The 26,416-nt window shown below is 59.3% G+C and carries 22 protein-coding genes and 1 pseudogene; 3 read left to right on the top strand and 20 right to left on the bottom strand.

Annotated features, from left to right (window positions below):
* Window positions 1-19 precede the first annotated feature (19 nt).
* Window positions 20-133, bottom strand: a pseudogene (locus FBY04_RS21685) (helicase); the annotation flags it as partial.
* 96 nt (window positions 134-229) lie between these two features.
* Here FBY04_RS21685 and FBY04_RS21680 point away from each other — a divergent pair.
* Window positions 230-487, top strand: coding sequence for a hypothetical protein (locus FBY04_RS21680; RefSeq protein ID WP_084317754.1), 258 nt, complete (start codon window positions 230-232; stop codon window positions 485-487).
* Window positions 484-1,248 carry a Fic family protein gene (locus FBY04_RS21675; RefSeq protein WP_145316808.1) on the top strand — a complete coding sequence of 255 codons (765 nt, stop codon included), beginning with the start codon at window positions 484-486 and terminating at the stop codon, window positions 1,246-1,248. The genes FBY04_RS21680 and FBY04_RS21675 overlap by 4 nt, the downstream gene beginning before the upstream one ends.
* Window positions 1,249-1,295: 47 nt before the next feature.
* Here FBY04_RS21675 and FBY04_RS21670 read toward each other — a convergent pair whose 3' ends face one another.
* Complete coding sequence (locus FBY04_RS21670) at window positions 1,296-1,679, bottom strand: helicase (protein WP_084317752.1); 384 nt, start codon at window positions 1,677-1,679, stop codon at window positions 1,296-1,298.
* Window positions 1,680-2,012: 333 nt separating this feature from the next.
* Between FBY04_RS21670 and FBY04_RS21665 the strand changes: the two genes are divergently transcribed.
* Window positions 2,013-2,393 (top strand): DUF6124 family protein, encoded by a 381-nt coding sequence (locus FBY04_RS21665; protein WP_145316806.1) that lies wholly within the window; start codon window positions 2,013-2,015, stop codon window positions 2,391-2,393.
* A gap of 190 nt (window positions 2,394-2,583) precedes the next feature.
* On the opposite strand, the gene FBY04_RS21660 is transcribed toward FBY04_RS21665, so the two are convergent.
* The 18 genes from FBY04_RS21660 to tssF form a co-directional block, all read right to left on the bottom strand.
* Entirely contained in the window at window positions 2,584-5,202 is a 2,619-nt protein-coding gene (locus FBY04_RS21660) for a DUF2235 domain-containing protein (protein ID WP_145316804.1), read from the bottom strand.
* Entirely contained in the window at window positions 5,187-5,768 is a 582-nt protein-coding gene (locus FBY04_RS21655) for a DUF3304 domain-containing protein (RefSeq protein ID WP_145316870.1), read from the bottom strand. The genes FBY04_RS21660 and FBY04_RS21655 overlap by 16 nt, the downstream gene beginning before the upstream one ends.
* Before the next feature lie 189 nt (window positions 5,769-5,957).
* Window positions 5,958-6,518: a DUF3304 domain-containing protein gene (locus FBY04_RS21650; RefSeq protein WP_145316802.1), complete on the bottom strand. Its 561-nt coding sequence runs from the start codon at window positions 6,516-6,518 to the stop codon at window positions 5,958-5,960.
* On the bottom strand, window positions 6,503-6,949 hold the full coding sequence (locus FBY04_RS21645) for a DUF3304 domain-containing protein (protein WP_256667109.1): 447 nt from the start codon (window positions 6,947-6,949) through the stop codon (window positions 6,503-6,505). Before FBY04_RS21645 ends, FBY04_RS21650 begins: the two co-directional genes overlap by 16 nt.
* Window positions 6,950-7,068: 119 nt before the next feature.
* A complete protein-coding gene (locus tag FBY04_RS21640; protein ID WP_145316798.1) occupies window positions 7,069-7,875 on the bottom strand; it encodes a DUF4123 domain-containing protein in 807 nt (268 codons plus the stop codon).
* An 11-nt stretch (window positions 7,876-7,886) separates the two neighbouring features.
* Window positions 7,887-9,953 carry a type VI secretion system tip protein TssI/VgrG gene (gene tssI, locus FBY04_RS21635; RefSeq protein WP_145316796.1) on the bottom strand — a complete coding sequence of 689 codons (2,067 nt, stop codon included), beginning with the start codon at window positions 9,951-9,953 and terminating at the stop codon, window positions 7,887-7,889.
* A 28-nt stretch (window positions 9,954-9,981) separates the two neighbouring features.
* Entirely contained in the window at window positions 9,982-10,998 is a 1,017-nt protein-coding gene (locus FBY04_RS21630) for a serine/threonine-protein kinase (protein WP_178118309.1), read from the bottom strand.
* On the bottom strand, window positions 10,995-11,723 hold the full coding sequence (locus FBY04_RS21625) for a PP2C family serine/threonine-protein phosphatase (RefSeq protein WP_145316794.1): 729 nt from the start codon (window positions 11,721-11,723) through the stop codon (window positions 10,995-10,997). The genes FBY04_RS21630 and FBY04_RS21625 overlap by 4 nt, the downstream gene beginning before the upstream one ends.
* A complete protein-coding gene (gene tssM, locus FBY04_RS21620) occupies window positions 11,723-15,262 on the bottom strand; it encodes a type VI secretion system membrane subunit TssM (RefSeq protein WP_145316792.1) in 3,540 nt (1,179 codons plus the stop codon). Before tssM ends, FBY04_RS21625 begins: the two co-directional genes overlap by 1 nt.
* 13 nt (window positions 15,263-15,275) lie before the next feature.
* Window positions 15,276-16,151, bottom strand: coding sequence for a type IVB secretion system protein IcmH/DotU (gene icmH, locus FBY04_RS21615; protein ID WP_017341530.1), 876 nt, complete (start codon window positions 16,149-16,151; stop codon window positions 15,276-15,278).
* Between the two features lie 5 nt (window positions 16,152-16,156).
* The gene (gene tssK / locus FBY04_RS21610) at window positions 16,157-17,488 is read right to left on the bottom strand and encodes a type VI secretion system baseplate subunit TssK (protein ID WP_008030656.1); all 1,332 of its coding nucleotides are present in this window, start codon (window positions 17,486-17,488) and stop codon (window positions 16,157-16,159) included.
* Window positions 17,489-17,490: 2 nt separating this feature from the next.
* Complete coding sequence (gene tssJ / locus FBY04_RS21605; protein ID WP_084317740.1) at window positions 17,491-17,991, bottom strand: type VI secretion system lipoprotein TssJ; 501 nt, start codon at window positions 17,989-17,991, stop codon at window positions 17,491-17,493.
* Between the two features lie 5 nt (window positions 17,992-17,996).
* A complete protein-coding gene (gene tagH / locus FBY04_RS21600; RefSeq protein ID WP_145316790.1) occupies window positions 17,997-19,193 on the bottom strand; it encodes a type VI secretion system-associated FHA domain protein TagH in 1,197 nt (398 codons plus the stop codon).
* Window positions 19,194-19,210: 17 nt separating this feature from the next.
* Complete coding sequence (locus FBY04_RS21595) at window positions 19,211-19,351, bottom strand: hypothetical protein (RefSeq protein WP_008030659.1); 141 nt, start codon at window positions 19,349-19,351, stop codon at window positions 19,211-19,213.
* Between the two features lie 93 nt (window positions 19,352-19,444).
* Window positions 19,445-20,962, bottom strand: a complete 1,518-nt coding sequence (locus FBY04_RS21590; RefSeq protein ID WP_084317738.1) for a sigma-54-dependent Fis family transcriptional regulator — start codon at window positions 20,960-20,962, stop codon at window positions 19,445-19,447.
* A gap of 10 nt (window positions 20,963-20,972) precedes the next feature.
* Window positions 20,973-23,621: a type VI secretion system ATPase TssH gene (gene tssH, locus FBY04_RS21585; protein ID WP_084317737.1), complete on the bottom strand. Its 2,649-nt coding sequence runs from the start codon at window positions 23,619-23,621 to the stop codon at window positions 20,973-20,975.
* 13 nt (window positions 23,622-23,634) lie between these two features.
* On the bottom strand, window positions 23,635-24,642 hold the full coding sequence (tssG, locus tag FBY04_RS21580; protein ID WP_084317736.1) for a type VI secretion system baseplate subunit TssG: 1,008 nt from the start codon (window positions 24,640-24,642) through the stop codon (window positions 23,635-23,637).
* Window positions 24,606-26,393: a type VI secretion system baseplate subunit TssF gene (gene tssF, locus FBY04_RS21575; protein WP_145316788.1), complete on the bottom strand. Its 1,788-nt coding sequence runs from the start codon at window positions 26,391-26,393 to the stop codon at window positions 24,606-24,608. The genes tssG and tssF overlap by 37 nt, the downstream gene beginning before the upstream one ends.
* Between the last annotated feature and the right edge of the window lie 23 nt (window positions 26,394-26,416).

Below are 26,416 nucleotides of genomic sequence, written 5' to 3'. Positions count from 1 at the left end.
CTCGGTCTACCTGACCACCTCAAACCTTGGCAACAGCCTTCGCCTTCCGCGGCTTCAAATACTTGGTCAACCCCTGAAACCAGATCACCAACGCCGGGTTGCCCTTGATCTGAATCGACTTGTCCTGAATCCCCGCCTGCTTGTTTTTCGCTCAATCCGCGGCTATCGGCCAGCTAGGACAACGAGCAAGTGCCCTGCTATGATTTGACTGCAAATAGAGGGCTTTCTGATGACCCAAACAGCTGCTGTCAGTGTTGCAAGCCAAGTCCGCAAGCTTGCAAAAGATCACATGGTCTCTGCTGATCCTGACGGCATGAGCCTCATGGCGGTGACCATTACTCGTATGGCAGGCGATGTCGTTGAGTTGGACGGCGTCGAACAATTGCTCGTAAACCTCAAGAAGAAAGGCGTTCTGAGCAAGTCTGAAACCATGGCACTGCAAGGACGCTACCTTCAGGAAAGACGCTCAAAGAAACAAAGCGCATGACTTTTGATCCGTTCGGCGACTTCGAAACGGCTGGATATCTGCAAAATTCGCTGCAACTGAAAGATCCCACCGAAGTAAAAGAGTCAGAGCATCTTTCATTCGAATTAAGCATCGAAGATGCGCTTGCCTATTTGGCCAAAAAAAAGCCAATCGATTACCAGGCAGTACTCAACGTTCACGAAATCCTGTTCTCCGGCTTCTATCACTGGGCAGGAAAAGACCGGAACGAGCTTGTCCCTCACCTGGCAGTCTTCAAGGGCTCCCATGACGATCCCCGAAGCACAGTCTTCGAGCGCCCGGACACCATCAAAATGTCTGTCGACTATGCGCTTAAGCTGGCAGCGGACAAGAAACGCTTCAAAGATCATCCCGGCGGGGTGATGGGGCAGCTGGCTTTCGCCCACCCCTTCCTCGACGGCAATGGACGCACGATCCTATTGGTCTTCATGGAGCTCTGCTATCGGGCCAGGTTCGCCATCGACTGGTCCAAGACAAACAAAGACGACTACCTGCGGGCACTCAGCGACGAGATCCGAGAACCTTGTGAGGAATATCTCGATAACTACCTGAAACCGTTCATCGTCGATATATCCAGTCGCGACGACTGGCCAGCAACGATCAGCGGCATCAGGGGCCTGGATGGTCTCGACAAGGAAGGTATCACTTACGAGAGCCTGGACAATCCGGAAGTCCAGCAGATCTACAAGACGTACCGAGCCCTGCCACTCGATACCCTCGAGCCTCCTGAACCGGATGGCTGAAGAGGCGAGCCTGCTCTCGAAGAACCCCGGCGAACTGTCTGAAGGACCTATGCCTTCGGCTTGGCCTTCTTCGGCTTCAAATACTTGGTCAACCCCTGAAACCAGATCACCAGCGCCGGATTCCCCTTGATCTGAATCGACTTGTCCTGAATCCCCGTCATAAACGCCAATTGCTTGTTCTTCGCCTGCATCGTGGCAAAGCCATACGCCGCATCTTTAAACGCAATCGCAAACGCCGGCTCGGCATACACGCCCGACTTACTGGTAATCCGCTGATCCTTCACAAAGAAATGCCGCGCCACTTTCCCGTCCAGGGTCTGTAGCTGGAACACCAATTCCTTGTCACCCAACTGCTGCTGAAACGCAGGATTGGTCCGACTGGCCTTACCCATCAACAAACCCAGCATCCACAGAAGAAAACGAAATTTCATGCGTGCAGCCTCAAGAGAAAAATGAACGGCCGGCGCAGTGTAGCGGCTTCGAGTGAGAACGCCACTGTTGCGTAGTGTTAGAAGAAGATGCCGGTATTTTTGACGCTGATGACTACCAAGTCATTGACTAAACGACTCTGTTTAAAAGCCGTGCTCTTTTGAGCTTTCTACGCTCACCCCTATCAGACATTTCCTGCTAAACGCCGAGCTGTCCATGAACTAGGCAACCTTTGACTTCACCGATAACCTTTGCCCGTCGCCGCGAAATCGGCGACCGGATGTGCAAGTCCGAAATCGGAGAAAACATTTTATTAACTCCAAGGATTTACACCTATGACCAATCCGACATCCAAATCGCCCGAAAATGAAGCCACTTCCCCCTACGAATCCTTAGATTCCAAAAAACTCCACGAAGCCGCCGAACGCGCCCTCGACCATCACTTCGCTCCGCACCAAGAAAAACCCTCTACAGGCATGGGCCCGCTCTTCATGGTCTGCCCTGACGTCCACACCGAAACCCTCCTGGCCAACGCCTCGGAAGACCTGCTGTCCATCAGCGCCATCGCCGCCGACCTGGCCGACGGTGTAGAAGGCTCCCGCCGCTCAATCGCCCTGGCACTTAGCAGAATGGCGGATGGCGTGCATCTGTTGGTGGAGCGAGCGCTGGACCACATTGATTCGGCGCCCTCGGAAGAGCATCGCGCCAAGGCGTAAGACGGAACTGGCTAACCAAGCAAACAAAAACGGCCCCGATTGATGTTGCCAACAATCGGGGCCGTGTTCTTTTCTGGCTCAGGAACCCGGACAAACCTTTGGTTACTTCACTTCAAAACAGGCTTTGTCAGGGTAATTGGGCACCAAACTAAAAGGGCTGCTCACCAAAGCCGCCCATATCTTTGTACAGCTACACGTTCTTTTCAGACGACTTCAAGTTACTGGCCTGATCAGCCACCAAGTCGAGCCAGCCACTGGGCTTGTCCTCTTCGTTCGCCGCATTCGCCAGCATACCGGCCAATGCACCCACGTCTTTCTTGCGAGCAGCTTCGACTGCTTCAAGCGCCTGATGGGCTACCAGAATTTTCTGCAGCGCCGGGGTGTTCGCGTTTGCTTCGGTCAATGGTTTCAGCGGTGGCAAGGCTGCGACTTTGGCAACCAAATCACCCGGCGCCTTCGTGAAGGTCCGTAGAGAGTCCAGGTTATCGAGCATTGGTATTGCAATACCGGTAAGCGGATCGAACGCGCTGATCTCAGGTAAACCAACCTTCCCGGTAAGAATAGGACGAGCCACGTTCATGAGAGGGAGTGCCAGCAACATTCGCGGATCACGCTTTTTAATGCTCAAGCCAATACTGGCCACCGCGATACCGATACCGATGACGCGACCCGCTGTGGCAACCAGAGACAGTTGCTTGTTGGACTCGTTATCGAAATGCACCAGACGTATGCGGAAGTAATCCGTAAAGGGTTCGCGGGGACCAATGCCGGATGTGTTCATAAACCATGCACGAGAGTCGTGAACCTGATCATCGAACAGTGCAACCAGGTCTTCCTGGCCCTGCCGTACTTTGTTTGGTGCGCTGAACATCTCCTTGTAACGCGCCGTGCCATTGTCGTACAGGTAGTTGTACTCCTCGGCCTCATCCTCCTCGTTGATCGCGTAGACCGTGCCGCCAACCAACATATCAATGATCGTGCTGCCGATTTTCCAGTCATCCAAAATGCCCCATTCTTTGAGGTAGTCATGGCGGAATTCAGCAGCAGCACCCAATAGCTGTACTTGGTCCAGGGGTGGATCGAAGGCTTTTTCCAGACGAATGTTGTCGACCTTTTCCTGGCCTCCGACAATCTGAACATTCAGTTGATATTCTTTTTCCTGCGCCTCGGTATACGTCGGCAGCGGCTGCCCTTGGGCGGCGGCAGCAGACTCAGCGGAGCGACGTGCATAGATCGCTTTCCATGCATCCTGTTGAGCCACGGGCATGTCTTTGTCGACGTTCGCAAAGAAACCACGCTGCGCCAGGCCACCGGCATAACGGTCGATGCGCCAGCCTGTAAGTAGTGCCTGCTCTCGCTTGATCATTTCTTCGAGGGTGCCGACTTTGACTTGAGACTGCCACGCGTTGAAGCGTTTAATTAATTCGTCAGAAACGTCAAACTCTTCCCAAACTTCATCTGTCATCGCACGCCATTTTTCATGGAGCCCCTCCTGTCGCACTAAGGGAGGAACTTGTAGCGGGGCACCAAACTGAAAGGCTTCTGCGAAAAGGTGTTGCAGGGCAATCTGAGAGAGTAAAAAAGCTGTACCTGGGAGAGCTTTACCTTGGTTTCCAGGCGAGTACCCACCGCCCACATCCGAATGAACACCGGGGTAAAGAAACTCAACGGTATTTTCACGATAGCCAGAGGCTTGACTAGTATCACGCTTACCTTCGGCGTTTTTTGGTCTACGCCGTATAGAATCTAGAGGAAAACTGGCACGTTGCTCATGTGCTGATACCAGATGTACGCAGCGCTTTAAAAAGTGACAATCATCTGGCAGAGCGGTACTCATACACTTTGCCAAAGATTCGTCAGGTAAGCGCATGGTACCGTCCGCCCACCCCATATGCCCCGCAGCAAATGGCATGCTGTCGGCCATACCGACAGCTGCGACTGTGTCACAGATGCCAAGAAACTGGATAGATATTGGTAAACCGGCGAAACGATACTCGATTTGTCCTTCTGAACCTTGTGTGCGAGTTAGCGCCTGTAGCCAATTCGCAAAGGTTCGCGCTTGCGCTGCTCCACGTGAGAATCCGTAAACATAAAGACGCATAGCAAGAATATGTGGCTTTGTTTCTGCATCGCTACGTTTGGATAAAGCTTCTTCTAGTTTTTGGATTTCTGGACGCAAGGCGGCTTCACGTTTCTTCTCCCCATTCTCAAGTAAACCGCCCGTTAGGAATGTAGTGAGCCCAGTGGCCATTGAATCTAGAAGCGCTTGAGTTTCGGGCAATCCAAGTCGACTTCCATCGATCGTCTGCTTCACTGCGTCAATTAGCCGTGTTAGTCCCCAATTGATACGGTTTTCGCCACCACTCGCGAACATCAAGCCGCCATCACTAGGAGAGTACTCGCGAATATCGGGAAACACCGTGCCTACTCCAGGGCTGTAGTACCGGAAAAACCCTTGGTCTTCAGTTGCCGGATTCCCTCCCAAACTGGCGTGAAAAAGCCGAGCAATATTGCTACTTGATGAAGGTACCGATGCGCTATCCGCGTCGTCGTTGTTGTTGGTACCGTCGAATGCAATGGTGATGTGCAGAGTTTTACAACATGGCAACCCACTGTAAGCAGCACCTGACGCTTCGGTTTTTTTCCGCTGTTGATTTCCGAACGCAACCTCATCTCGCTTTTGTAGGTTAATGTTTTTTGTCAACTGTCCCGGATCAGTAGGCAGACGCCGGTTTTCAGGAAAAAATGGGGCAACCATTCCAGTGACTGGAGAAAGTTTTGGTCCAGCACTAGTTAGCGACTCAAGCATGAGGCAGGCTCCTTAACTTGGAAGTAGGCTTTGTCTGGATAATTTTCGTTTGAAGGTGTTAAGCATGTAGTCGAAACGCGGACCTGATCACAAGGGAGAAAGTGAACCTGTAATGCACAGACTTGCTCTCCGTATTGGGGAATCTCGACTACGGATCTATGGTTCGAATACTTTTGCTTTTTTTCACTCATGCGTTTACGCCATGCGTCTGAGTAAGGGCGCTCAGTCCATGTTGCTGATGCATGAGGATTAGGATCTGTTTGCCACTCGACTATAGCTTTAAGTCCGGGGGTCCAAATCCGAGGAAGCACTCCACAACAAACTTCAGCACCTCCCCCCAACTGCGGACCAAGGTTCGGTCCACCGGCACCGTTGACGGTAAAGCGGTTAATTGCTGCCGAGGTATGGTTATAGCCAGTGATCGGTGCTGAGAGCATCTTCGACTCGGCTTGGCAGCCGCTCAGGACCAATAAACCGGTGAGAAAAATAAAAATGTTTGCGAAACGGAGATTAGTTTGATTATTAAATTTAGGCGTTTGAGGCCATGGCAAAAATGCGCAGGTCATAAACCTTGCGAACATTCGCGCACTGATACCTGTCTTTATGTGAGCGGGCATACCTTCGGTTCCTCCATGTTCATCGGGTAGTTAAAGAAACACCCGGAGAACCGGGTTCGTTGCTTCCTGTAAATGTACGTATTTGATCGCGAGTTAAAACCGTCTTTCCTGCTCTCGATATTATGTACCCGCACCTCTTTAAAGAACCGAACATCCCGTGGACTCCTTTAACTGAAAATATGCATGATCGGGATAGTCCGGGTGTTCCGGCGTAAAGCATGTGGTCGAAACCCGCACTTGATCACACGGAAAGAAATGAACCTGCAACGCGCAAATATTTTCAGCGTATTTAGGGATTTCAACGACTGCCTCATGCGATGAATAGTCTGCTGCATGACGCCTGTAAGCATCAGTGTCGATTTGGCCATTTTGGTCGCGTCGGATCTGAGCATATGGGTCAGGATCTTTCTCCCACTTCACAACCGCTTTCAACCCCGGTGTCCAGACAGCAGGGATAACGGCGCAACAAACCTGAGAGGCAAGACCACCCTGAAAAGGTCCAATGTTTGGTCCTCCTCCCCCATTAATGCTAAACCGGTTAATGGCCGCAGAAGTGTGGTTGTACCCGGACACCGACGTACCCAACATCTCGGTCCGGCTGCTGCCACATCCACTCACGGCGAGCATGCCTAGCAACAGAAGGCCAACATTTCTCATTGATCCGATACGATCAATCAAACCAATCAAAGAACCGAACATGCCACCGACTCCTTAACGTCAAAATAGGCCCGATCGGGATACTTCGGATTTGAAGGCGTGTAGCAAGTTGTAGAAACCCGCACCTGATCACACGGCAAAAAATGAACCTGCAAAGCACAAAGCTCTTTAGCGTACTTAGGAATTTCGACCGTCGTTTTATGGTGAGAGTAGCCAGCTGAATGACGAGCAACTATCTCTTTTGTAATTTGTCCGTACTGGTCACGCTCGACCGATTCGTAAGGATTTGGATCTTTGTCCCACTCGATAATCGCTCTAAGCCCCAGATTCCACTGAACAGGAAGTACGCCACAGCAAACTTCAGCTCCTCCACCGGCATTTGGTGGGATTCGGGGGCCACCAGCCCCATTAATACTGAACCGTATAATTTCTGCAGATGTATGGTTATAACCAGTAATAGGAGCACCGACCATTTCAGGTCCAGCACGGCACCCACTCACTACCACCAACCCCATCAAAACCCACCCACGAACCCACCACAAAGACATCGCCGCCCCCGCAACCTCAACCGGCCCACAAGCACCCCCGCTCATCAAATCAACGCCTTCGGCGGCTCATCAATCACAAACGGCGAATTCTCCACCAACCACTGTTCAATAAACGGCTCCCGCTCTTCCGGTTCCTTCAACCCCTTCTGATTCGCCGCGATCTGGCTGCGATACAGATGACGAATAAGGCTCTCATTACGACTCAAGCCGTAGTTCTGCGGCACGGCGCAGCGGTCGACGCGGTAGGCGTCGGCTTCGGTCCAGGCGAGCAGGTTGGCGACTTGTGGGTGGTCGAACATGACAGGGCCGTTGGCCGGTGTGGGGGCGTGGCGGACGTAGTTGCCGGGCAGGCTTTGTGGATGTTGGTCGCGGTCGAGCCAGTGCCAGGAGATGACGGCGGCGTGGAAGGCGTTGCTTTGTACCGGGGTCAGGGTTTCGGCGACGGGCAGCAGCATGCGCGGGTCGTAGTAGCGAAGCACGCCTTCGGAGCGGCCCTGGTTCCATTTTGCCTGGGTGTAGCCGCGCAGGTGTTCGGCCAGCGCATCGAACGCCCAAGGGCTGAACAGGGCGACGACGTGTTTGTTGCAGTCGACGGCGCTGATGAAGGTTTTCAGCCAGGCTCGTTGGGCCGTGTCGACGCGCAGCAGCAGCGGGCCGAAATCAGCGATGGCGACTTCCGGGGTGTTTTCAAACAGCTTGGCCAGTTTTGTCCCGTCGGGCTGCTCCGCCAGTTCTTGCAGCAGCGGGTAGTCGAGGCTTGTGGCGTCGATCAACAGGTCGAGGTGCGACTGTTTCAATTGCTGGGCGTTGACCCATAACTCATCCAGCCAGTGCACGTTGCTTGTGTACATGAAGTCGTCCTTTATCGTGCGGCCAGGGCCTGGGCGTTACGTTTGGCCCGGGCCAGGCATTCCTTGCAAACCGGGGGCGGTGCCATCGGCGCGTTGCCGAGCGCCTGAGGTGGCACGGCGCCGGCGATGTCCTTGTCCGCTGCGCCCGGCAGTATCGGCGGTTTGATGCCGATTCCGGTTCCCGAGCCTGCCGAACCGCCGGCATTGATTTTCACAATCGGACCGACCACGGTCACGCCGCCGGCATCCAGTTTGATGAAGCTGCCACCGCCCTTGATGGTCAGTTCCGAGCCGGCCTCGATGACGATTTTCGCCCCAGCCTTCAGGTGAATCTCTTTCCCAACGCTAGTCAGCTGTGCAGTGCCGAGCTTCACATGCTGGTTCTGCCCAACCGTCAGGTGATCATCCACTCGCGCTTCAACCTTACGGTCGGACACAGTGGTGCGATGCTCTTCAGCCTTCAGCTCGGTGTAGGTGTTCTTCACCACCGTGTCGTGGCGTTCATTGCCGACGCGAATCTTCTGGTCGTGTTCGATGTTTTCATCCCAATCCCGCTGGGCATGAATAAAGATCTGCTCCGCCCCTTTCTTGTCCTCAATCCGCAATTCATTGAACCCGCCACCACCCGGTGAGCTGAGGGTTTTGAACACGCTGCGCGTCTTGTTCGCCGGCAGGTCGTAGGGAACCTGGTTTTCCTTGTGGTACAGGCAGCCAGTCACCAGCGGTTGGTCGGGGTCGCCTTCAAGGAAGGTGACGAGGACTTCCATGCCGATGCGCGGGATGACGATGGCGCCGTAGCGGTCGCCGGCCCAGCTTGAGGAGACGCGCATCCAGCAGCTGGTTTTGTCGTCGGCCTGGCCTTCGCGGTCCCAGTGGAATTGCACTTTGATGCGGCCGTATTGGTCGCAGTGGATTTCTTCGCCAGCGGGGCCGGTGACTTTGGCGGTCTGGCTGCCGAGTACGCGGGGTTTTGGATGTTCCAGCGCCGGGCGGTAGAACACGGCCCATGGGGTGGCGAGGAAGCGGTTGCGGTAGCCCTGGTGGAAGTCGTCTTTGTTGTCGGTGGTGTCGCTGGTCACCGATTCTTCGAGGACTTGCGGCTGTTTGCCTTCGTGGACGATTTCAGTGAGCAGCCAGAGGTCGTTCCACTCGGTGCGTGGGTGGTCGGACATTTCCAGGAAGTGGCCGCTGATCAAGCGGGTCTGGTCGCCGTGGCCTTCGGCTTGCTGGTAGTCGGCGCGGTGGCGTTCGAGGACGCGCTGGCTGAGAAATTTGCCGCGCGCACGGTCTAGGAAGCGGCCGGGGTAGTCGTAGTCTTCAAGGTCTGGTTCGTCACTCTGAACATCGGGTTTGTAGGCCGCTTCGAGTTGCAGGCGTGGTTTTTCGAAATCGTAGTCGCGGCGGGTGGTGCGGCTGGTGCGGGTTTCCAGGCGCAGTTTGAAGCCTTTGATCACCGGTTCGTCGGCGACCATGCCGCTGCCTTGCACGTACGCCGTTGGCTGGCCGAGTTTCGGGAACACGGTCTGGTCGTCGCCGAACACCAGCAGGTGAGCTTTTGCGCTGTGCTGGAAGTGGTAGTGAATGCCTTCTTCTTCGCACAGGCGCTGGACGAAGTGCAGGTCGGTTTCGTCGTACTGCACGCAATAGTCGCGGTCCGGGCATGGCTGGCTGAGCTGGAAGTTGTAGGCGTTGCCTTTGATGCCATGTTCTTCGAGGATCAGCGCGATGATTTTCGGCGCGGACATCTGCTGGTAGATGCGCTGGTTGGTGCGGTGATGCAGGTATTGCAGGTGCGGCACCAGGGAGACTTTGTAGCGGGTCAGGCGTTTGCCGGCATCGCCCTGGGCAACGCGGTAGATCTGGCCGTGGATGCCGCTGCCCTGCGGATCGAATGCCAGGAACGCCTGCTTGTGCAGGAGTTTTTCCAGGTCCAGATCGGGGTTTTCGCTGACCAGTTCGAGGTCGAAGCGATACGGCTGGCTGATGCCTTCGGTGCCGGTGAACGACAGCACTTGCAGGTCGCCGACGTAGTCTTCGACAGTCAGGCTGAAGTGCGTTTCGTTAGCTGAGTTGAACATTGCTTGCTCCCTGTTCGGTAGTCATCCGTTACGCCCGAAGTCGCAGACGTTGCAGCAAAGACAAAGTGGCGCCCATGGCGTCACGCAGTTGTGCGGCGGTGATCGTTCGATCGGCCGCATCGAATGCCAGCGCCGTTCGCAGGGCTGGCCAGCAGTGTTTCGGTAGATTTTTCGGGGCGTGCAGCTCGCGCTCCAGGTGTTCGTCACGGGCCTGGGTCGAGGGCAAGCGGCGGAACGGGTGTTTGCCGCCCCCCAATTCGTAAAGCACGCAGGCCACGCCGTAGACGTCGGCGCTGGCGGACAGCGGCTGGCCTTCGAGCAGTTCCGGTGCGGCGTAGCCTGGGGTCCAGGCGTTGAAGCGGTCGCGGCTCAGGTGTGGCAAGCCAGGGAGGATGCCCTCCTCGGCCTGGCCCAGGCCGAAGTCGAACAGGCGCACGCCTTCTTCGCTGAGCATCACGTTGCTCGGCTTCATGTCGCCGTGCAGCACGCCGCGCGCGTGGGCGTAGGCCAGTGCGTCGAGCAGCGGCAGCGCGATGTCACGCAGTTCTTTCCACGGCAGGCCCAGGGGCCGCTCGCAGAGCAGTTTGTCCAGGGTCAGCCCACGCATGAGTTCCATGGTGATGAAGGCGCGCTGGCAATCGGTGTCCACTTCAAAGGTGTGCGGTCGCAGCACGTTGTCGTGGCGCAGGCGTCGGGTCAGGGCGAACTCGCTGTAGAGCAAGGCGCTGGCGTCCGGCGATTCGGCAAATTCTTCGCTGAGGATTTTCAGCGCGATGTAAGGGTCGGGATCGCCGAACTGTTCGCTCAGCAAGTCCCGTGCGCGGTAAACCGCGCCCATGCCACCGGCACCGAGCAGGCGCTCGATGCGGTAACGGCCTGCCAGAACGTCCGGCATTGCACCGACACTGGCCTTTGTAGGCGCCAACGCGGGCTCTGCTTTATGCGGCTTTCCGTTTAGAGACTTGGCGAACGCAAAGTAAGTCAGGTTACTGTCTTGCTCTTCGCTCACCAGCAGGTCGTCGAGCGGCGGCATGAGTTGGGTCATTGGCGGATCACCACGGCAGTCAGGTTGTCCCGGGCCGAGCCACGCAGCGCGCCGTCGAACAGACGCTCCAGCGCGACGTGTGGCGCGGTCAGGCTCAGGGCATTGCCCAAGGCATCGGAGCTCAACCCGTTGTACAAACCATCGCTGCACAACAGAAACGCATCGCCGGGGTAAACCTCGAGTTCGAGCACGTCCAGCGTCAGTAGCTCAGCCGCGCCGACCGCACGGGTCAAGGCGTGGGCCGAAGGATGCGCACGGGCGTCTTCGAGACTCATTTGTTGCTCGTCGATGAGTTGCTGTTGCAGCGAATGGTCCTTGGACAGCTGATACAAACGCTGGCCGCGCCACAGGTAGCAACGGCTGTCGCCGGCCCAGATGCAGGCCGCGCGATTGCCTTCCACCAGCAGCGCCACGACGGTGCTGCCCATGATGCTGTCGTGGCGCCCGGCGGTGACGGTCAACTCCTGACCCAGGCGGCGGTTGAGCCAGTGCAAGCACTGGCGAATGCCTTTGAGTCGTTCGTCGAAGTCATCCTGCACCGGCAATTCCGCCAAGCTGGCGACGATCAACTGGCTGGCAACGTCGCCGCCCTGATGACCGCCCATGCCGTCCGCAACCACCCACAGCCCCTGCTGTGGACAGTCGAGAAAAGCATCTTCGTTGCGCGCCCGAACCTTGCCGGCATCGGTGCGCGCAGCGCTGCGCCAAGGACTGGCAACCAGCATCAGAGCTGCACCGGCATACGGAAGGTGCGCAATACGCCCATGTCGAACGGGTTCGGCGTGCGCTGGCTCGACAGTAAGTAGTTGGCGCGCAGGCCGCCCACGTCGGCTTTCAATACCAGCACATCACGACCGCTCAGGTACTCGGTCTGCATCAGGTCAAACAGGCGGAACAGCGACCATGGGCCGGTGTTCTTCTCGATGCCGATCGGGCGGCCGGCCATTTTGTCGAGGACCAGGCTGGTGCGCCCGTCTTCAGCATCGGTCGGCCATTTGAACGACACCGGCACGATCGGGCCGTGGCGGTATTCGATGGTCTTGTCGCCGAACTTGAACTCGGAACGGCTGACCGCCGGGTCTAGGGTGTACGGCTCCAGTTTGAACTGCACTTGCGGCTCGGCCGGGTTGATCGAGAAGAAGCTCTGGCGAATCACTTGGGCCGCGGCCATCTGGTCGAGGTAGAGCTTGGAGATCGGCATGCTGTGACCGTCGATGCTGCGCAGACGATAGTTGCCTGGGTCGCCACTCACGAACGGACGCATGTACGTATCAAAGAAGCGATCGGCAATGCCCTGCGCCTTGAAGAACTCGCGGAAGTCGCTGATCGCCACGTCGCTGGTGCTGTGGGCGCTGAACGGATATCGCTTGTTGATCGCCTTGCCGTAGAAGCTGTACAGCTCGCTCTGATAACGCTGGTTCAGGTACTGGTAGGAATCGTTCAGCACCAGACGCCAGGTGTCTTCGGCCAGCACGTTGAACCACACGCTGACCGGGCGCGGCAGGCGGTTCGACGCATTGCGCAGGTTGCTCAGCGCATCACGCTGGCCGCTCATGCGGGTCTTGGCCATTTCGAATGCAGCCTGCTCCGGCGCACTGGCACGCGCCAGGCTCGCCAGCTGCATTTGCAGGTCGTTGAGCGCATTCAGTGCCGGGGTCAAATCAGCGGCCGGGCCGTTGTTGTCATCCAGCAAACGGTGCAGCGGTTCGAAGCGGCGCTGCAGGGATTTCTTCGCGGTGTCGGGCAGGTTTTTGGTCGCAGCCATGTCCGAGGCTTTGTCCGCGGCGGCAGACGCCAGTTTGCCCAGCTTGCCCAACTTGCCTTTCTGCTCGCCCAGTGCGGCAGCGGCATCAGCCGCTTGATCGACCGCCTCGGCCTCCGCCGGGAAACGGGTGTTGTCGCGCACTTCCACCAGCAGTTGCAGCACCGGCGAGTTGGCCGAGGTCAGGCCCGCCAATTGCTCGGCGCCCTCACTGAAATCGCTGATCGGAGGCAGTGCAACCTGGCCCACGGCTTCGCTCCAGAAATTGGCGTAGTCGCGGAAGTACAGTTGCTCCAGTTCGACCATCAGGCGACGCAAGTCCATGCCGCTGATGCCCGAACCTTCGCCCAACACCCAGTTGTCACGCAGGATGTCGGTGACCAGCGCGGAGCCCTGAACCGAGAAATACTGCTGATAACCCTGTTGCGTGTAGAAGCCCGGGATCGCGTAATCGGTGCCGACAAACAGCGCACCTTGTGGGCCCAGATGTTGGCTCAAACGGTATTCCGGCAGATTGCGGGCCTGCTCGCGCAGCATCCGGTAAACCACGTTGGCCAGCGACTCGCTGCGCAAGACCTGCCGCGCCTGAGCCACCAGTTGATCGTTCAGCGGGTAGATAAACGGCTGCTTCAGCAAGCGCTCGAAGTGCGTGTTCAGACCGTTCTGCACCGCGGTGTTGCCGGCGTAACGCTGGGACCATTCGGTGGCGACCCAATCCTTGAGCCATGGGCCGTCGCGGCGATCTTTCATGTTCAGCATCAGGTACGCACGCAGGCTGTTGAGCAGGCGTTCACGGTCCTTCATGTTGGCGCGGATCTGCCCTTCCAGCAGGGTCGCAACCTTGGGCAGCAACTGCGTTTCGAGCTCCCGATCGTAAGCCGCCCTGACCACCGGGTTGACGTCTTCACCCTGATACAGGCCGCCACGTTCGTGGTAACCCACGTCACCCTTTTTCGGGAAGACTTGGGTCGCCGCGTAGCTGGTGTCGAGGGTTTTCAGCACTGCCATGGAATCATCACGCGCGGTCAGCGCCGAGCGTTGTTGCGTCCAGGTTTGCGCCAGGTTGCGCAGGTTTTCCAGGCGTTCGTAGTTCGCCGAGAAACCGCTCGCCCACAGCAGGCCAAACAAGCCCAACGCCGCCAAGGCACCGACGTACAACGCACGCTGGCCCCAATGGATGCGGCTGCGTTCGCGCTTGTCCAGACCGGCCAGATCGGCCTCGGGGAAGATCACCCGGCTGAGCAAGTGATGAATGAACCGCGAGCGGCCACTGCGCAGAGTTGGCAACACGCCGGAGTTGATCCCCAGATTCGCGCCGATGCCGGCGGTGGTCTGGTCCATTTCCTGGGTCAGGTGCGGTGCGCTGGTCAGGTAGAAACCGCGCAACTGGCTGACACGCTGATAACGGTTGCCGGTGAACGCCATGTCGACGAACAGGCACAGGCGCTCGCCGATCTGCCCCAATTGATGCGGAAAATCGAGGATGCGGCCACGGCGCTGGGTGTCGCGCTCCTGGTGCATGCGCATGATCACCTGACTGTTCAGGCGACGCAGCAGCTCTTCGAACTCGGCGCGCAGGACGGTGACGTCAGTGCCGCTCTGCTCTTTACGGAAGCTGGTACCGAGCACCTGATCGCTTTCTTCGCGGGTCAGCTGATCGAAGAACTCGTCGAAACCGAGCAACTGGTCAGCCTTGCTGAGGACCAGATAGATCGGCACATCGACGTGCAGTTTCTGATGCACGTCTTGCAGGCGCGCACGCACCTGACGCGCCAGCGTCTCCAGATCCTGCTCGTTAGCGCCCAGCAGCAATTCCACGGGAATGGTCACCAGCACGCCGTTCAACGGACGGTTGCGACGACGCTTGCGCAGCAGGTCGAGCAAGGTGCTCCAGGCACTGCCGTCGACTTCGGCATCCGGCTGAGTCAGGTAACGTCCAGCGGTGTCGATCAGCACACCGTGGTCGGCGAAATACCAGTCGCAATGACGGGTGCCGAGGGTGTCGCGGGTCAGTTTGCGGTCAATCTTGTTGATCGGGAACTCAAGACCCGAGAAGTCCAGCAGGCTGGTCTTGCCGCTGCCCTGAGGGCCGATCAGCAAGTACCACGGCAAATCACTGCGCCAGCGTTCGCTACGACCGCGATACAGGCTCGAGGTCTTCAGGGTTTTCAGAGCGTCCTTGAAACGCTCCTTCAACTCCTTCTGCTCCTCGTCGATCTGCTCTTCACGGCGGATACGATCCTGACCATCCTCAGTCTCTTCATCCGCTTTCTTGCGCACACCGGCGCGCCAGCTGACGAAGACCATGGTCAGGCCCCAGATCAGGAACAGCGCACTGATGGTCAGCAGGCGGGAGGTCGAACCTTCCCAGAACTTGTAGTCATTGACCGCCAGCAGCGGCCCGACGAACCACACCAGCAGTGCGACGAACAGCACCAGCAGCAAGGTCCAGACCCAGGTCTGGCGCACGAACGCGCCGACTTTCTTGAAAAACTTTTTCATCACACGTCCCTGTTTACGGCTGCGACTGCGGCTGGACCGCGGCGGAATCCAGCGGCTGATAAGGTTGCAGAACGGTGTCGCGTTGCTCGCCCAAGACCCAGGCGAAACCCGAATACATCACCACCAGGCACACCACGGTGAACAACACCACCATCCACGCCGGCACGATGCGCACCAGGCTGCGGCGCTGATCGTTCAAGCCTTCCCAATGCGGCGACAGTTCGCGAGGCACGTCGCCGCGCAGCTGGCGAATCTGCCGATACAAGGCGTCGCGGATGCCTTCGAGTTCGAGCATGCCGCGCGCTTGCACGCGGTACTTGCCTTCGAAACCGAGGGACAGGCACAGGTACATCAGCTCCAGCATCGGCAGGTGCTTGACCGGGTTTTTCGACAGGCGATCCAGCAGCTGGAAGAACTTCTCGCCACCGAAGGTTTCGTTGTGGAAGCTGCTGAGCAGGCTCATCTGCGACCACTCGCTTTCGTTGCCCCACGGCGTGGTGACGACGGCTTCGTCGACCACGGTGCAGAGCACGTAACGCGCCGCCATCACCTGGCTGCTTTCGGCGCCGTTGTGCAGTGCGCGCACTTCAAACAGTTTCAACCCGGCGGTCAGGCGCTCGTTGAGCGCGTACATGTCTTCGCGGGTGTCGCTGTGTTTGAGTCGCACCACTTCCGACAACAGGTCGGAACCGGCGGCCACCAGCGAATTGAGGCTGATGTTGAACGACTCCGCCGGACGCAGGCGCGCGGCGTAGATCATCCGTTCTTCGAGCTGCTCGAAACGCGGTGGTGCGGCGAAGTCAGTCAGCGGACTTTGCGCCGGGCCGTGGCCCTGGCGGTCGAGCAAGACGGTTTTATCGTCCTGATGGTGTTCCATGTCCTTGATCATGTCGGTCAGTTCCTGATGGCCCAGAATTTCAGTTCAAGCTCGGCGAATTCGCCGGACACGTGGAACGCGAAGCCGCCGGAGCGCTCGAGTTGCGCCAGGTCTTCGGAACTGAGTTCGAGGATGAAATAGGTTTTGTTGGAGTGGAACGCGATCTGTCGCGGGGCCACCGGCAACGGTTTGACCTTGATGCCCGGCAGATGCAGGTTGACCAGTTGGCGGATGCGCTCCACCGGGCCGACCTTGAGGTGCGCCGGCAAGCGGTGGCGCAGTTCTTCGGAGTCGCAGTTGGCACTGGCCGCGAGCACGAACGACGCCGAGCCCAGCAGTTTGTGGTCGTGCAACGGCGACACGATGATCCCGTACTGACGCGCTTGCAGCACCAGTTCGATGGCGTGCTGTTCGAGCACCATCGACAGCACCTGACGAATCGCTTCCATCAGTTTGCGGAAGCTCGCGCCCTGGTCGCTGTGCTGGTAACGGCTGTCCAGGCGCGGACGTTTGCTGTCGCTGGAAAAAGTCGCCAGATCGCCGAGCATGGTCAGCAGCGTGCGGTACAACTCTTCCGGATGGACCTGTTCCAGCCCGAGGTAGTGACGCAGCAACAGCTCGGTGCGGTTGATCAGTTGCAGCATCATGAAGTCGCCGACTTCCGCGCCACCGACCTTGCCGTTGGAGCGAATGCGCTCGGCGATGGTGTCGCCACGGTGACCGAGCATGCTGATCACTTCTTTCAGGCACGACAGCAGGTAGCTGGAGGAATGCGCCTGAATGTAGGTCGGCACGAAATCCGGATCGAGGCTGATCACACCGTCGGGCGTGGTGTCGAGCACGTCGCAGATCTTCAGCTTCACGTAGGCCTGATCGCTCTGCTGCTCGCCGAGCAACAGCTTGAAGTCCGGACGGCCGCAGCTGACCTGGCTGGCAGAATCGTCACCGGCGTTGGAGTCGGCTACTTCGGCTTCGTACGCGGTGTAGCGCGCCAGCACGTCGGATTGCTCCGGACGGCGCGACTCGATGTGGTTACCGGTGACCAGCGGCAACGCCAGATAAATCGGTGTGTTGCCGGTGTTCGGCGGCACGTCCAGCGCCAGCGGCTCGGTGTTGCCGCCGAGTTCGAACAGGCTGCCGTCCGGCAGGATCCCCGAGGCCTGGCTGATCACCAGTTTGCCCATGTTGAGGAACTGCAAATCGATGTCGAGATTGAGGAAACCCCAGGTGTAACTGCCCAGCAGCTGGGTGCGGGTTTTCATCTGGTGATCGTAGTAGCGATCGTTGTGCTGGAAGTGCTGCGGACGCAGCAGCATGCCTTCCTGCCAAATGACTTTATGGGAGTTCATGATCAGTCATCCGCCTTGGCGAGCGTTTCGTTGCTGTTGCGAATGCCGGCCTGGTCGAGGGTCAGGTCAGCCTCGGTGACTTCCACCGGCGTGACTTGCACCGTGTAGCGCCATTTGGTTTCCGGCAGGTCGCGGTAAGCCGCGAGGATCCCGACGTAACGGCTGCCCTCCTCCACACTGAGTTTCAGCTCAATGGTTTCGCCCGGGCGCAGTTCGAGTTCTTCGCTGGCCACCAGATCCGGGGCCAGGGATTCCTTGGCGCGCTCGTACAGGCTGAAGAAGTCGGCGTTCTCGAATGTCACCGGGTGCTTGAGCTCGAACAGACGCACGACGATCGGCGACGGGCGCCCGTTGAGGTCCGGGTTCAGCTGATCGCTGCCGGTGAGCTTCAGGTTGACTTTGGTCACTTTGGAATACGGCGACAGCGACGAGCAGCCGGCCAGCAGCACCACGGCCATGAGCGCCGTCAGCGTCTTGAAAAAAGCGGTCGAGCAGCGAGACATGCGCATCATCCTTGGTGGTCGGTGTGAAGGGTGGAAATCAGGCGGATCTGTTCTTCGTACGCCTGAGCGAAGTCGCGGGCCAGCAGGCGCTCGCTCCAGTCATCGTCCTGACGCAGGGCCTGGTGATAACGACCGTACGCCCTCCAGCGGCTGCCAGACGTGGCCAGCAACGGCTTGTTGTCGCGCTCGAAACGCAGGGTCAGTTGCTGCGGCGAGAAGTGCTCCAGGGTTCCGCGAACGGCGGCGCGGCTGGCGGTCAGCAAAGCCACCTGATGCGCCTGCAAATCGCGGAACGCGCGGGAGATCGACTGCTCCGCCGGCAGTTGGCCCGGCTTGTTCGGCTGCAACAAAATGCCCAGCGCTTCACCGGCATCGACGGCGAATTTCAGCGGGTTCTTGTGAGTGCCTTGCACGGTGGTCTGGGCCAGACGCAGTTCGTTTTTCAGTTCGCTGCGGGTGCGCAGGCTCTGCTGCAAACCGCCGACGCTTTGCTTGAGCAGGCGTGCAGCGTTCAGCGCCAGGGCTTCGCGGGCGTCGTGGTCGAGGCCTTTGAGGTCCACGCCCAAGGCCGCACCGAAGTGCTCCCAGAAACCTTCGCTTTGACGCTCGAGCGCTTTCGGCACAGGGGCTGGGGCTGGTTCGGCGGGGGCGTCGATCAGCTCCGGTACCATCAGGCTTTCCATGTCGATGCGCGCGTAGTCGGCGCGCTGACGGGTGTCCTCGATGGACGTGCTCGGGGTGATCAACTCTTCGATTTCCGAGTACACGCGCTCTTGCTGATCAAGGGCGTTCAGCGGATCGAGGTCGAGGAACGCGTCGTCCGGAATGATGCTGCCCGCCGCTTGCGGGCGACCGACTTCCACGTCGAAAGTCGCCGGGTCGCGCACCAGCCGCGCGCGGATCTCGAAATCACCCAGCACGTAGGTGCTGCCATGCTCGATGCGCATCGGTTCGCCCTTGCGCAGGCGTGCGCCGCTCCCGCCATCCTGGACACCGTTGCTGCTGGTGTCGGTCAGGAAGAACGTCCCTTCGCGAAAGCTGATGTCCACATGGTGATTGGACAGATGACGCTTGCGGTCCGGGATGATCCAGTCGCAATCCTCGCCCCGGCCGATCACGCCACCGGCCTGTTTGAAGGTCTTCTGGCACAGCTCCGTGGGCACGAACTGCTTGGTGTTGAGCATTTCGAAAACCAGTTCCATGGTGATACTCCTTGCGGTCACTTGCCGCGATTGACCGCCTGCGGATCACCCAATGGGCGATAGGTGTTGTCGTTGAATTTGTAATTGCCGCTACAGCCGCCGAGGCCGCATAGAACGACGAGGGTCAGCAGGACGGCTTGCCAGTGACGAACAGACATCAGAGGGTCTCCATGGATAGACAAAGCACAAAGCGCCGACCCGTTCGGGCGGCGCTATCAGAAGCGAATGAGGTGAGATCGACGGTCTTTCGCCTAGCCATCGAAGTCACCCAGATTGATGTTCAGGCGCCCGAGGCGGTACAGCAGCGTGCGGCGTGGCAGGCCGAGTTCGCGGGCGGCGAGGGTCTGGTTGCCGTCGTTTTTGCGCAGGCAATCGAGCAGCAGGCTGCGTTCGACCTGCTCCAGGCGTTCGCGCAGGTTCAGGCTGTTGTCTTCCGGCATCGCTTCCATGCGCAGGGAGAAATGCTCGGCCAGCAACTCGCCGCCTTCGCACAGCAGCACCGCGCGTTCGACCAGGCCTTTGAGTTCGCGCACGTTGCCGGGGAACGCATAACCGGACAGGTGATCCAGCGCCGCATCGGACCAACGCACTGCGTCGCGCTGCAAAAACGAGCAAGCCTTGTCGGCGAAATGCCGGGCCAGATCGAGGATGTCGCCTTCGCGCTGACGCAGGGCCGGCAGTTCGATCGGGAATTGTGCGAGGCGGTAATACAAGTCCTCACGGAATTTGCCTTCACTCACCAGCACCGACAAATCCCGGTGCGTCGCGGCGATGATGCGCACATCGATCTTGTGGGTGTCATTGGAACCCAGCGGACGGATCTCGCCTTCCTGCAACACGCGCAATAACTTGGCTTGCAGCGACAACGGCATGTCGCCGATTTCATCGAGCAACAAGGTGCCGCCATTGGCCGCGTCGAACAGCCCGGCGCGGTCGCGATCAGCACCGGTGAACGCGCCTTTGCGGTAGCCGAACAGCTCGCTTTCCAGCAGGTTCTCTGGGAACGCTGCGCAGTTCTGCACGATGAACGCCTGGGACCGGCGCGGGCCGCAGTCGTGAATGGCGCGAGCGACCACTTCCTTGCCGGTGCCGGTTTCACCACGCAGCAGCACGGTGTAAGGGCTGTGCAGGACTTTGCTGATCAGCGAATAAGTCTCGCGCATGGCCTTGCTCTTGCCGATCAGGCCGTAACCACTGGCACTCGGAACGCTGACTTTCATCGGTCGCGCATCACCGGTCGGCTGGCGCAGACGGTGCAGCAAATGCAGTTGGCCGAGCACAAACGAACCCAGTTGACCGAGGGAATCGGCGAAACCTTGCAGGTCGAGGTGCCGGCGACTCGCACACAGCAACAAGCCTTCGACAGCCTTCTGCTGATTGACCAGCGGCACGCACAACAGCGACTGCCAGGGCGTGGCCTGCGGTGGCAGAAAGCTGGTTTCGTGCAGGCTGCCGCTCAGTTCGCCGAGGCTCACCACACGGTTCTGGCACAGGGCGAATTGCAGCAGTTGTTCACCGTTGTAATCCGCCGGCAGGCTCGCCGATTCACGCGGCTGCAGAATGCCGTTCAGGCACTCCGCGTTCATCCCCAGGCACGTGTGGGTCGCGTCCAGCAGATACAGCTGCGTCAACTCGCACCCGCTAAGCTCCGCCACCCCGCGCACGAAATCACCCAGCAGCGCAGCGCCGTCCGCCGCCCGCGACAGGCTGGCGAACTGCGCCAGCAAGGCTTCGGCATACACCAGCGGCTGCGGCACTTGAGTGAACATCACACCCACCTCAGGCGAACTCGCAAGTCACGCTGGCGCCGCCGTCGAGCGTCGCGTGGACACGCTTGAGGCTTTCCCCTGTGGCCATCGCGTCGAGCAAACGGTCGGCCACCAGCGGCAGCACGTGCAAATCAAGCAAGTGGTCGATCAAACGCGCACCGCTGTCGCTTTGGGTGCAGCGCTCGGCCAGGTGATCGACGAGGTCTTGCGAGTAGGTGAAATCGAGCTGACGACGGTTCAGGCGCTCGCCCAGACGACCGAGTTTGATTTCGATCAGCTCGCGCAACACAGGGCCGCCAACCGGGTAGTAAGGCACCACGCGCATGCGCGCCAGCAGCGCCGGTTTGAAGTGTTTGCTCAGCACCGGGCGAATGGTTTCTTCGAGCACTTCGGCGGTCGGCCGCGCGCCGTTTTCGCAAAGCTCGCTGATGCGGTCGCTGCCCAGGTTCGAGGTCATCAGAATCAGCGTGTTGCGGAAGTCGATCTCGCGCCCTTCGCCATCGTTGGCCACGCCTTTGTCGAAGATTTGGTAGAACAGGTTGAGCACGTCAGGGTCGGCCTTCTCGACTTCATCGAGCAGCACGACCGAGTACGGCTTTTGACGTACGGCCTCGGTGAGCATGCCGCCCTCGCCGTAACCGACGTAGCCCGGCGGCGCACCGATCAGGCGCGAGACGGTGTGCTTTTCCTGGAACTCGGACATGTTGATGGTGGTGATGAAACGATCGCCGCCGTACAACAAGTCGGCGAGGGCCAGCGCGGTTTCGGTCTTGCCGACGCCGCTCGGGCCGACCAGCAGGAACACGCCGACCGGTGCGTCCGGTTTGTTCAGGCCGGCAGCGGTGGCGCGCATCGAGCGGTCCAGTGCGTGAACGGCTTGTTCCTGACCACGGATGCGGGTGCGCAGGTCGGTGGCGAAACTGGCGACCTTGGCGTTGTGTTCGCGGGCCAGTTGCGCCAGTGGCACGCCGGTCCAGGCGCTGATCACTTCGGCAACCAGACGCGGGCAGACTTCGAAGCTGACCAAGCGTTCTTTGACCTGAGCATCGGTCAGGGCTTTATGAGTTTCGTTGAGCGCGGCTTCCAGGGTTTCAACGCTTTGCGCTTCGTCCACCGGCAGCGTTTCGATCACGGTGCCTTCGGCGTCTTCCTCGACCGTAACGGTCGGCTCGATGGCAGCGGTTTCCCGAGCCTTGGCCAGTTGCTGACGCAGATCCAACAAACGCTCGGCGAGTTCTTTCTGCTCGGTCCACAGCGTTTCGAGGGCGACCCTTTCGTCCTCGGCCTCGGCCAGACGATCTTCCAGAGCGTCCAGTGCTTCGTGATCGATCAGCAAACCGGCTTCAGCATCACGACGCAGCGCCTGACGCTGACGGCCCCCTTCAGCCAGTTCGCCACGCAGGCGCTCAAGGCTTTCCGGCGCAGCGGCGAGGCTGATGCGTACGCGGGCACACGCGGTGTCGAGCACGTCGACCGCCTTGTCCGGCAGCTGACGACCGGCGAGGTAACGGGCGGACAATTCAGCCGCCGCCACCACCGCGTCATCGCGCAGGTAAATGCCGTGGCTCTTCTCGTAAACCTGAGCCAGGCCACGGAGGATGGTCACCGCTTCGCTGACGGTCGGTTCGTGCAGTTGCACCGGTTGGAAACGACGGGCCAGGGCCGGGTCTTTTTCGAAGTACTTCTTGTACTCCGCCCACGTGGTGGCGGCGATGGTGCGCAACTCACCACGAGCCAATGCAGGCTTGAGCAGGTTAGCCGCGTCGGAACCCCCGGCATTGCCACCCGCGCCGATCAGCGTGTGCGCTTCGTCGATGAACAGGATGATCGGTTTCGGCGAGGCTTTGACTTCGTCGATCACGCCTTTGAGACGACGTTCGAATTCACCTTTGACGCTAGCGCCGGCCTGCAACAGGCCCATGTCCAGCGACAGCAGCTCCACGCCTTTCAAGACTTGCGGCACTTCACCGGCGGCAATGCGCGAAGCCAAGCCCTCGACGATGGCGGTTTTACCGACGCCGGCTTCACCAACCACAATCGGGTTGTTTTTGCGGCGACGGGCGAGGATGTCGACCATCTGCCGGATCGCGCCATCGCGGCACAGCACCGGGTCGAGTTTGCCGTCGCGGGCCTGTTGGGTCAGGTTGTGGGTGAAGCGCTCCAGCAGTGATTCGCCGGGCACGGCAGGCTTACCGGTCGCGGGTTGTTCTTTCTGCGACAGGGCAAATTCTTTCAGGCGCTCGATGTTCAGCTTGGCCAGCAACGACTGATAGCGGCTGCCCGCGTAGCGCATCGGGTTGCGCAGCAGCGCGAGGATCAACGCGGCTTGCTCGACCTGGCTCTGGCCCAGTTCAAGGTTGGCCACCAGCAACGCATCCTGCAGCCACTGCACCAGTTCCGGGGCGAACACGGGGTTGCGCGAGGCGCTGTGCTCGACCCGCGATTGCAACGCGGCGCTCAACTCGCCGGCATCCACTTCGGCGTCTTGCAGCGCGCGTGCGAGCAAGCCTTGCGGGCGCTCCAGCAGGCCCAGCAACAAGTCTTCGACGAGGATCTTGCTGCCGCCACGGGCGACGCAGCGCTCGGCAGAACTTTCCAGATCACGACGGGTTTCGGCGTCCAGCGCCTGGATAAGTTGTTGCAGGTCTACGTTGATCATTGGTCATCTGTCCTTAATGAATTTTGCTGCCCAGGGTCACCACGCCGTCCGCTTTTTCGCGGCCGAGCCAACTGGTCCATCCCAGGCGACAGGCGTTCTGCTCACCGATACGCAGTTCGCGGATTTCTTCCTGGCGCAACACCAGGCGAATGTCGTAATCGAGCGGGTCACGCAGGGTGAACCGCACCAGCGCGCACAGCGGCTGGTAGCCGAAACCGATCGGCAGGAATTCGTGAAAGCGCTGCCAGTCGAGCTCGCGAATGTGAATTCGGAATTTTCCGCTGCGGTCGCGCACGTGTTCGCCCAGCACCAGGTCTTCGCCGAGCAGGCTGTTGGCGCGGCCCAGACGATTGCGCTGCTCGTCGAGAATCTCCACGCGGCGCTCGATGCACTGCTCGATGGTCAATTCGGCGTGCTTGAAGTAGTAACGCAGCACCGCTTCGATCAGCGCCGCCGAGTGCGCCCGCAAGCTGAGCAAACCGAGGTACGGCAGCAGGCGCTTCCAGTTCAGCTCCTGGGCCTTGCGGATCTCTTCGCCGCCGAGACCGATCAACGCGAATAGCTGCGCGGAGAACGGATCGAGCGCGCCGCTCTGGAAGCTGGCGCGGTAGCGATACTTGCGCCAGATCGGCAGCATCAGCCGTTGCAGGCGATGGTGGAACAGGTCGAGGAAGTGGCGGGTCGGGTTGCCGTCTTCGCTGTCGCCCAGCGCCTGCTCGCCGTAGAACGCCGGCAGCGGCGAACCGGAACCGACCAGGCCGATCAGGTTGAAACGCAGGCGCGCGCGCATCTGCCCGTGCTCTTGGAAAAACTCCACGCGATCGACGTCACTGCCAGGGAAACCCAGGCTCGGGTTGGCCTGGAATTCCAGCTGGTCGTACAGGTCGTCTTCGCTCAGGTGCGGGTGGGCCTCGCGCAGCCGGTCAACCACCAGCAGCACGGCCTGAAACAGCGAGTACTCGCGTATTCCTCGGGTCAGTCCGCTTAAAGAAGCGGCTGAAGGCCCATACGTGGTGTCCATTGGTACACCTCTCCTTGTGTACTTTTTACCCGCAGCTCGTGGTACGAATTGAGACTGGCGTAAAGCGCGAAAAACTCGTTGAGAACCGAAGCGAACACGAACAGGTCGCCTTCGCCGATATACCCTTCCGGGTCGATGGTCAGCTCGGTGCGCAACCCGCGAACCGGCAACCCTCGGTGCAGTCGATCGACATGCTGGTGCTTGATCGACTTGAGCCCGCCGAGCAGACGTTTGCTGACTTTTTCAGCGTGTTGGTCGTAATAGCGCGGCAGGTCGTAGGTTTCGAGAATTACCTTCAACGCATTGACGTCGGCCAGCGACAGATAGTTAAGCGACATGTTGCTGATCAGCTTCCAGAGGAAGTCGCGGTTCAGCGGCGGCGCAAAGCTCGAGGTGGCCGGGGTAATGTTGCGGAAACTCAGGAACTCCGGCGTGTCTTCACAAGCCTTGCTGATGTCGCCGAGCTTGAGTTTGCGCGGCAGATTCTGGTTGGTGCACATCAGCTCGATCGACAGGGTTTCATGGGCTTCGGTGTGGCGAATGCCGAAGCTCAGGTACGTGTCGAGGCCTTCGTGCAACAAGGACGAACGCTGGCGAATGCTGTAATGCGGACGGCTGTTGGGCACGTCGAAACTCGGGTCGTGCTCGAAGGATTCGAACGGCACGTATTCCTGATAACCGAGGCCGCCGGGCTTCCAGCCGGTCACGGTTTCCACCGAGAACACGCCGCAGTTTTGCAGATCGAATTCGGCGGGCAGCAGCAGGTATTCGTCTTGCTTGCCGTCGAGGCGGATCGGCAAGGCGTCATGCTTGAACAGGTTGACGATGGGCGTGCAGTAGAGCTTCACGTTGTCCAGTGTCGGGCGCATGCGCATGATGCCGCTCTTGCGAATGTCGAAGCGCAGTTCGAGGCCGCGCATTTGCTTGAGCGTGTCTTCCGGCAGCGCTTTCAGCAGGTCCAGACCGTTGATATCAACGAAGAGGAATTTGTCCTGGAAGGCGAAGTATTCCTGCAAGTAGCGATAGCCACGGAAGGTGTTCAGCGGATACGGGATCAACGCTTCTTCTTCGGCAAAACCCACCGGTTGCACACGGTCGCCGGGCATCTTGAATGCCATCGGCGTGCCGTTGACGCCGTTGATGGGCTTGCCGGCGCCGTCCAGCGGGATCAGCTCGATGCCTTCCAGATTCCGCAACAGGCTGAGGTAAAGCATCTGACTGATGTAACGCTCACCCGCGAAGTGCAGACGCAGGCGGCTCAATTCCAACTCACCGAGGTGACCGTCGGCGCTCATCTCCAGACGCAGACTCAACAGCGAGCCGTCGCCCTTCACCGAGTAATTCAGCGCGGCCAGATCCAGCGGCAAGACTTCGGTTGGGTAGCAGGTGCGGAAGCGGCAACGCACGTCATCGATTGGCACGCTCTCGATCGGCGTGTCGCGCTCGACCATCAACGCAGGCCCGGAGCGCTTCAGCGGGTCGAACTGCAAAATGCTGAACGCCGGCAACGGCCGCATGTAGTTGGGCCACAACAGGTGCATCAGGGAATGGCTGAGCTCTGGCAATTCGTCGTCGAGCTTCTGACGCAGGCGGCCGGTCAGGAATGCGAAGCCCTCCAGCAACCGCTCCACGTCTGGATCTCGGCCGGCCTGACCCAGGAAAGGCGCCAGCGCCGGGCTACGCTCGGCGAATCGACGACCTAACTGGCGAAGTGCGGTGAGTTCGCTTTGGTAGTAGTGGTTAAAGGACACGGGGTACCTTCCTGGTAGTGGAA

Source organism: Pseudomonas sp. SJZ080 (assembly GCF_007828295.1).
In the GTDB taxonomy this organism is placed as follows: domain Bacteria; phylum Pseudomonadota; class Gammaproteobacteria; order Pseudomonadales; family Pseudomonadaceae; genus Aquipseudomonas; species Aquipseudomonas migulae_A.
Note: the sequence above shows the minus strand (reverse complement) of the source record. Positions and strands in the feature narration are given on the sequence as shown.

Excerpts from the sequence above, each read along its gene's own strand:
- tssG (WP_084317736.1), bottom strand. The coding sequence starts at position 24,642 with ATGGACACCACGTATGGGCCTTCAGCCGCTTCTTTAAGCGGACTGACC.
- tssH (WP_084317737.1), bottom strand. The coding sequence starts at position 23,621 with ATGATCAACGTAGACCTGCAACAACTTATCCAGGCGCTGGACGCCGAA.
- FBY04_RS21680 (WP_084317754.1), top strand. The coding sequence starts at position 230 with ATGACCCAAACAGCTGCTGTCAGTGTTGCAAGCCAAGTCCGCAAGCTT.
- tssI (WP_145316796.1), bottom strand. The coding sequence starts at position 9,953 with ATGTTCAACTCAGCTAACGAAACGCACTTCAGCCTGACTGTCGAAGAC.
- FBY04_RS21590 (WP_084317738.1), bottom strand. The coding sequence starts at position 20,962 with ATGTTCACTCAAGTGCCGCAGCCGCTGGTGTATGCCGAAGCCTTGCTG.
- FBY04_RS21670 (WP_084317752.1), bottom strand. The coding sequence starts at position 1,679 with ATGAAATTTCGTTTTCTTCTGTGGATGCTGGGTTTGTTGATGGGTAAG.
- FBY04_RS21675 (WP_145316808.1), top strand. The coding sequence starts at position 484 with ATGACTTTTGATCCGTTCGGCGACTTCGAAACGGCTGGATATCTGCAA.
- FBY04_RS21645 (WP_256667109.1), bottom strand. The coding sequence starts at position 6,949 with ATGGTCGGTGCTCCTATTACTGGTTATAACCATACATCTGCAGAAATT.
- FBY04_RS21595 (WP_008030659.1), bottom strand. The coding sequence starts at position 19,351 with ATGTCTGTTCGTCACTGGCAAGCCGTCCTGCTGACCCTCGTCGTTCTA.
- FBY04_RS21650 (WP_145316802.1), bottom strand. The coding sequence starts at position 6,518 with ATGTTCGGTTCTTTGATTGGTTTGATTGATCGTATCGGATCAATGAGA.
- FBY04_RS21625 (WP_145316794.1), bottom strand. The coding sequence starts at position 11,723 with ATGCTGGTTGCCAGTCCTTGGCGCAGCGCTGCGCGCACCGATGCCGGC.
- tssK (WP_008030656.1), bottom strand. The coding sequence starts at position 17,488 with ATGAACTCCCATAAAGTCATTTGGCAGGAAGGCATGCTGCTGCGTCCG.
- tssJ (WP_084317740.1), bottom strand. The coding sequence starts at position 17,991 with ATGTCTCGCTGCTCGACCGCTTTTTTCAAGACGCTGACGGCGCTCATG.
- tssM (WP_145316792.1), bottom strand. The coding sequence starts at position 15,262 with ATGAAAAAGTTTTTCAAGAAAGTCGGCGCGTTCGTGCGCCAGACCTGG.
- tagH (WP_145316790.1), bottom strand. The coding sequence starts at position 19,193 with ATGGAACTGGTTTTCGAAATGCTCAACACCAAGCAGTTCGTGCCCACG.
- FBY04_RS21665 (WP_145316806.1), top strand. The coding sequence starts at position 2,013 with ATGACCAATCCGACATCCAAATCGCCCGAAAATGAAGCCACTTCCCCC.
- FBY04_RS21660 (WP_145316804.1), bottom strand. The coding sequence starts at position 5,202 with ATGCTTGAGTCGCTAACTAGTGCTGGACCAAAACTTTCTCCAGTCACT.
- FBY04_RS21655 (WP_145316870.1), bottom strand. The coding sequence starts at position 5,768 with ATGACCTGCGCATTTTTGCCATGGCCTCAAACGCCTAAATTTAATAAT.
- icmH (WP_017341530.1), bottom strand. The coding sequence starts at position 16,151 with ATGATCAAGGACATGGAACACCATCAGGACGATAAAACCGTCTTGCTC.
- FBY04_RS21630 (WP_178118309.1), bottom strand. The coding sequence starts at position 10,998 with ATGACCCAACTCATGCCGCCGCTCGACGACCTGCTGGTGAGCGAAGAG.
- FBY04_RS21640 (WP_145316798.1), bottom strand. The coding sequence starts at position 7,875 with ATGTACACAAGCAACGTGCACTGGCTGGATGAGTTATGGGTCAACGCC.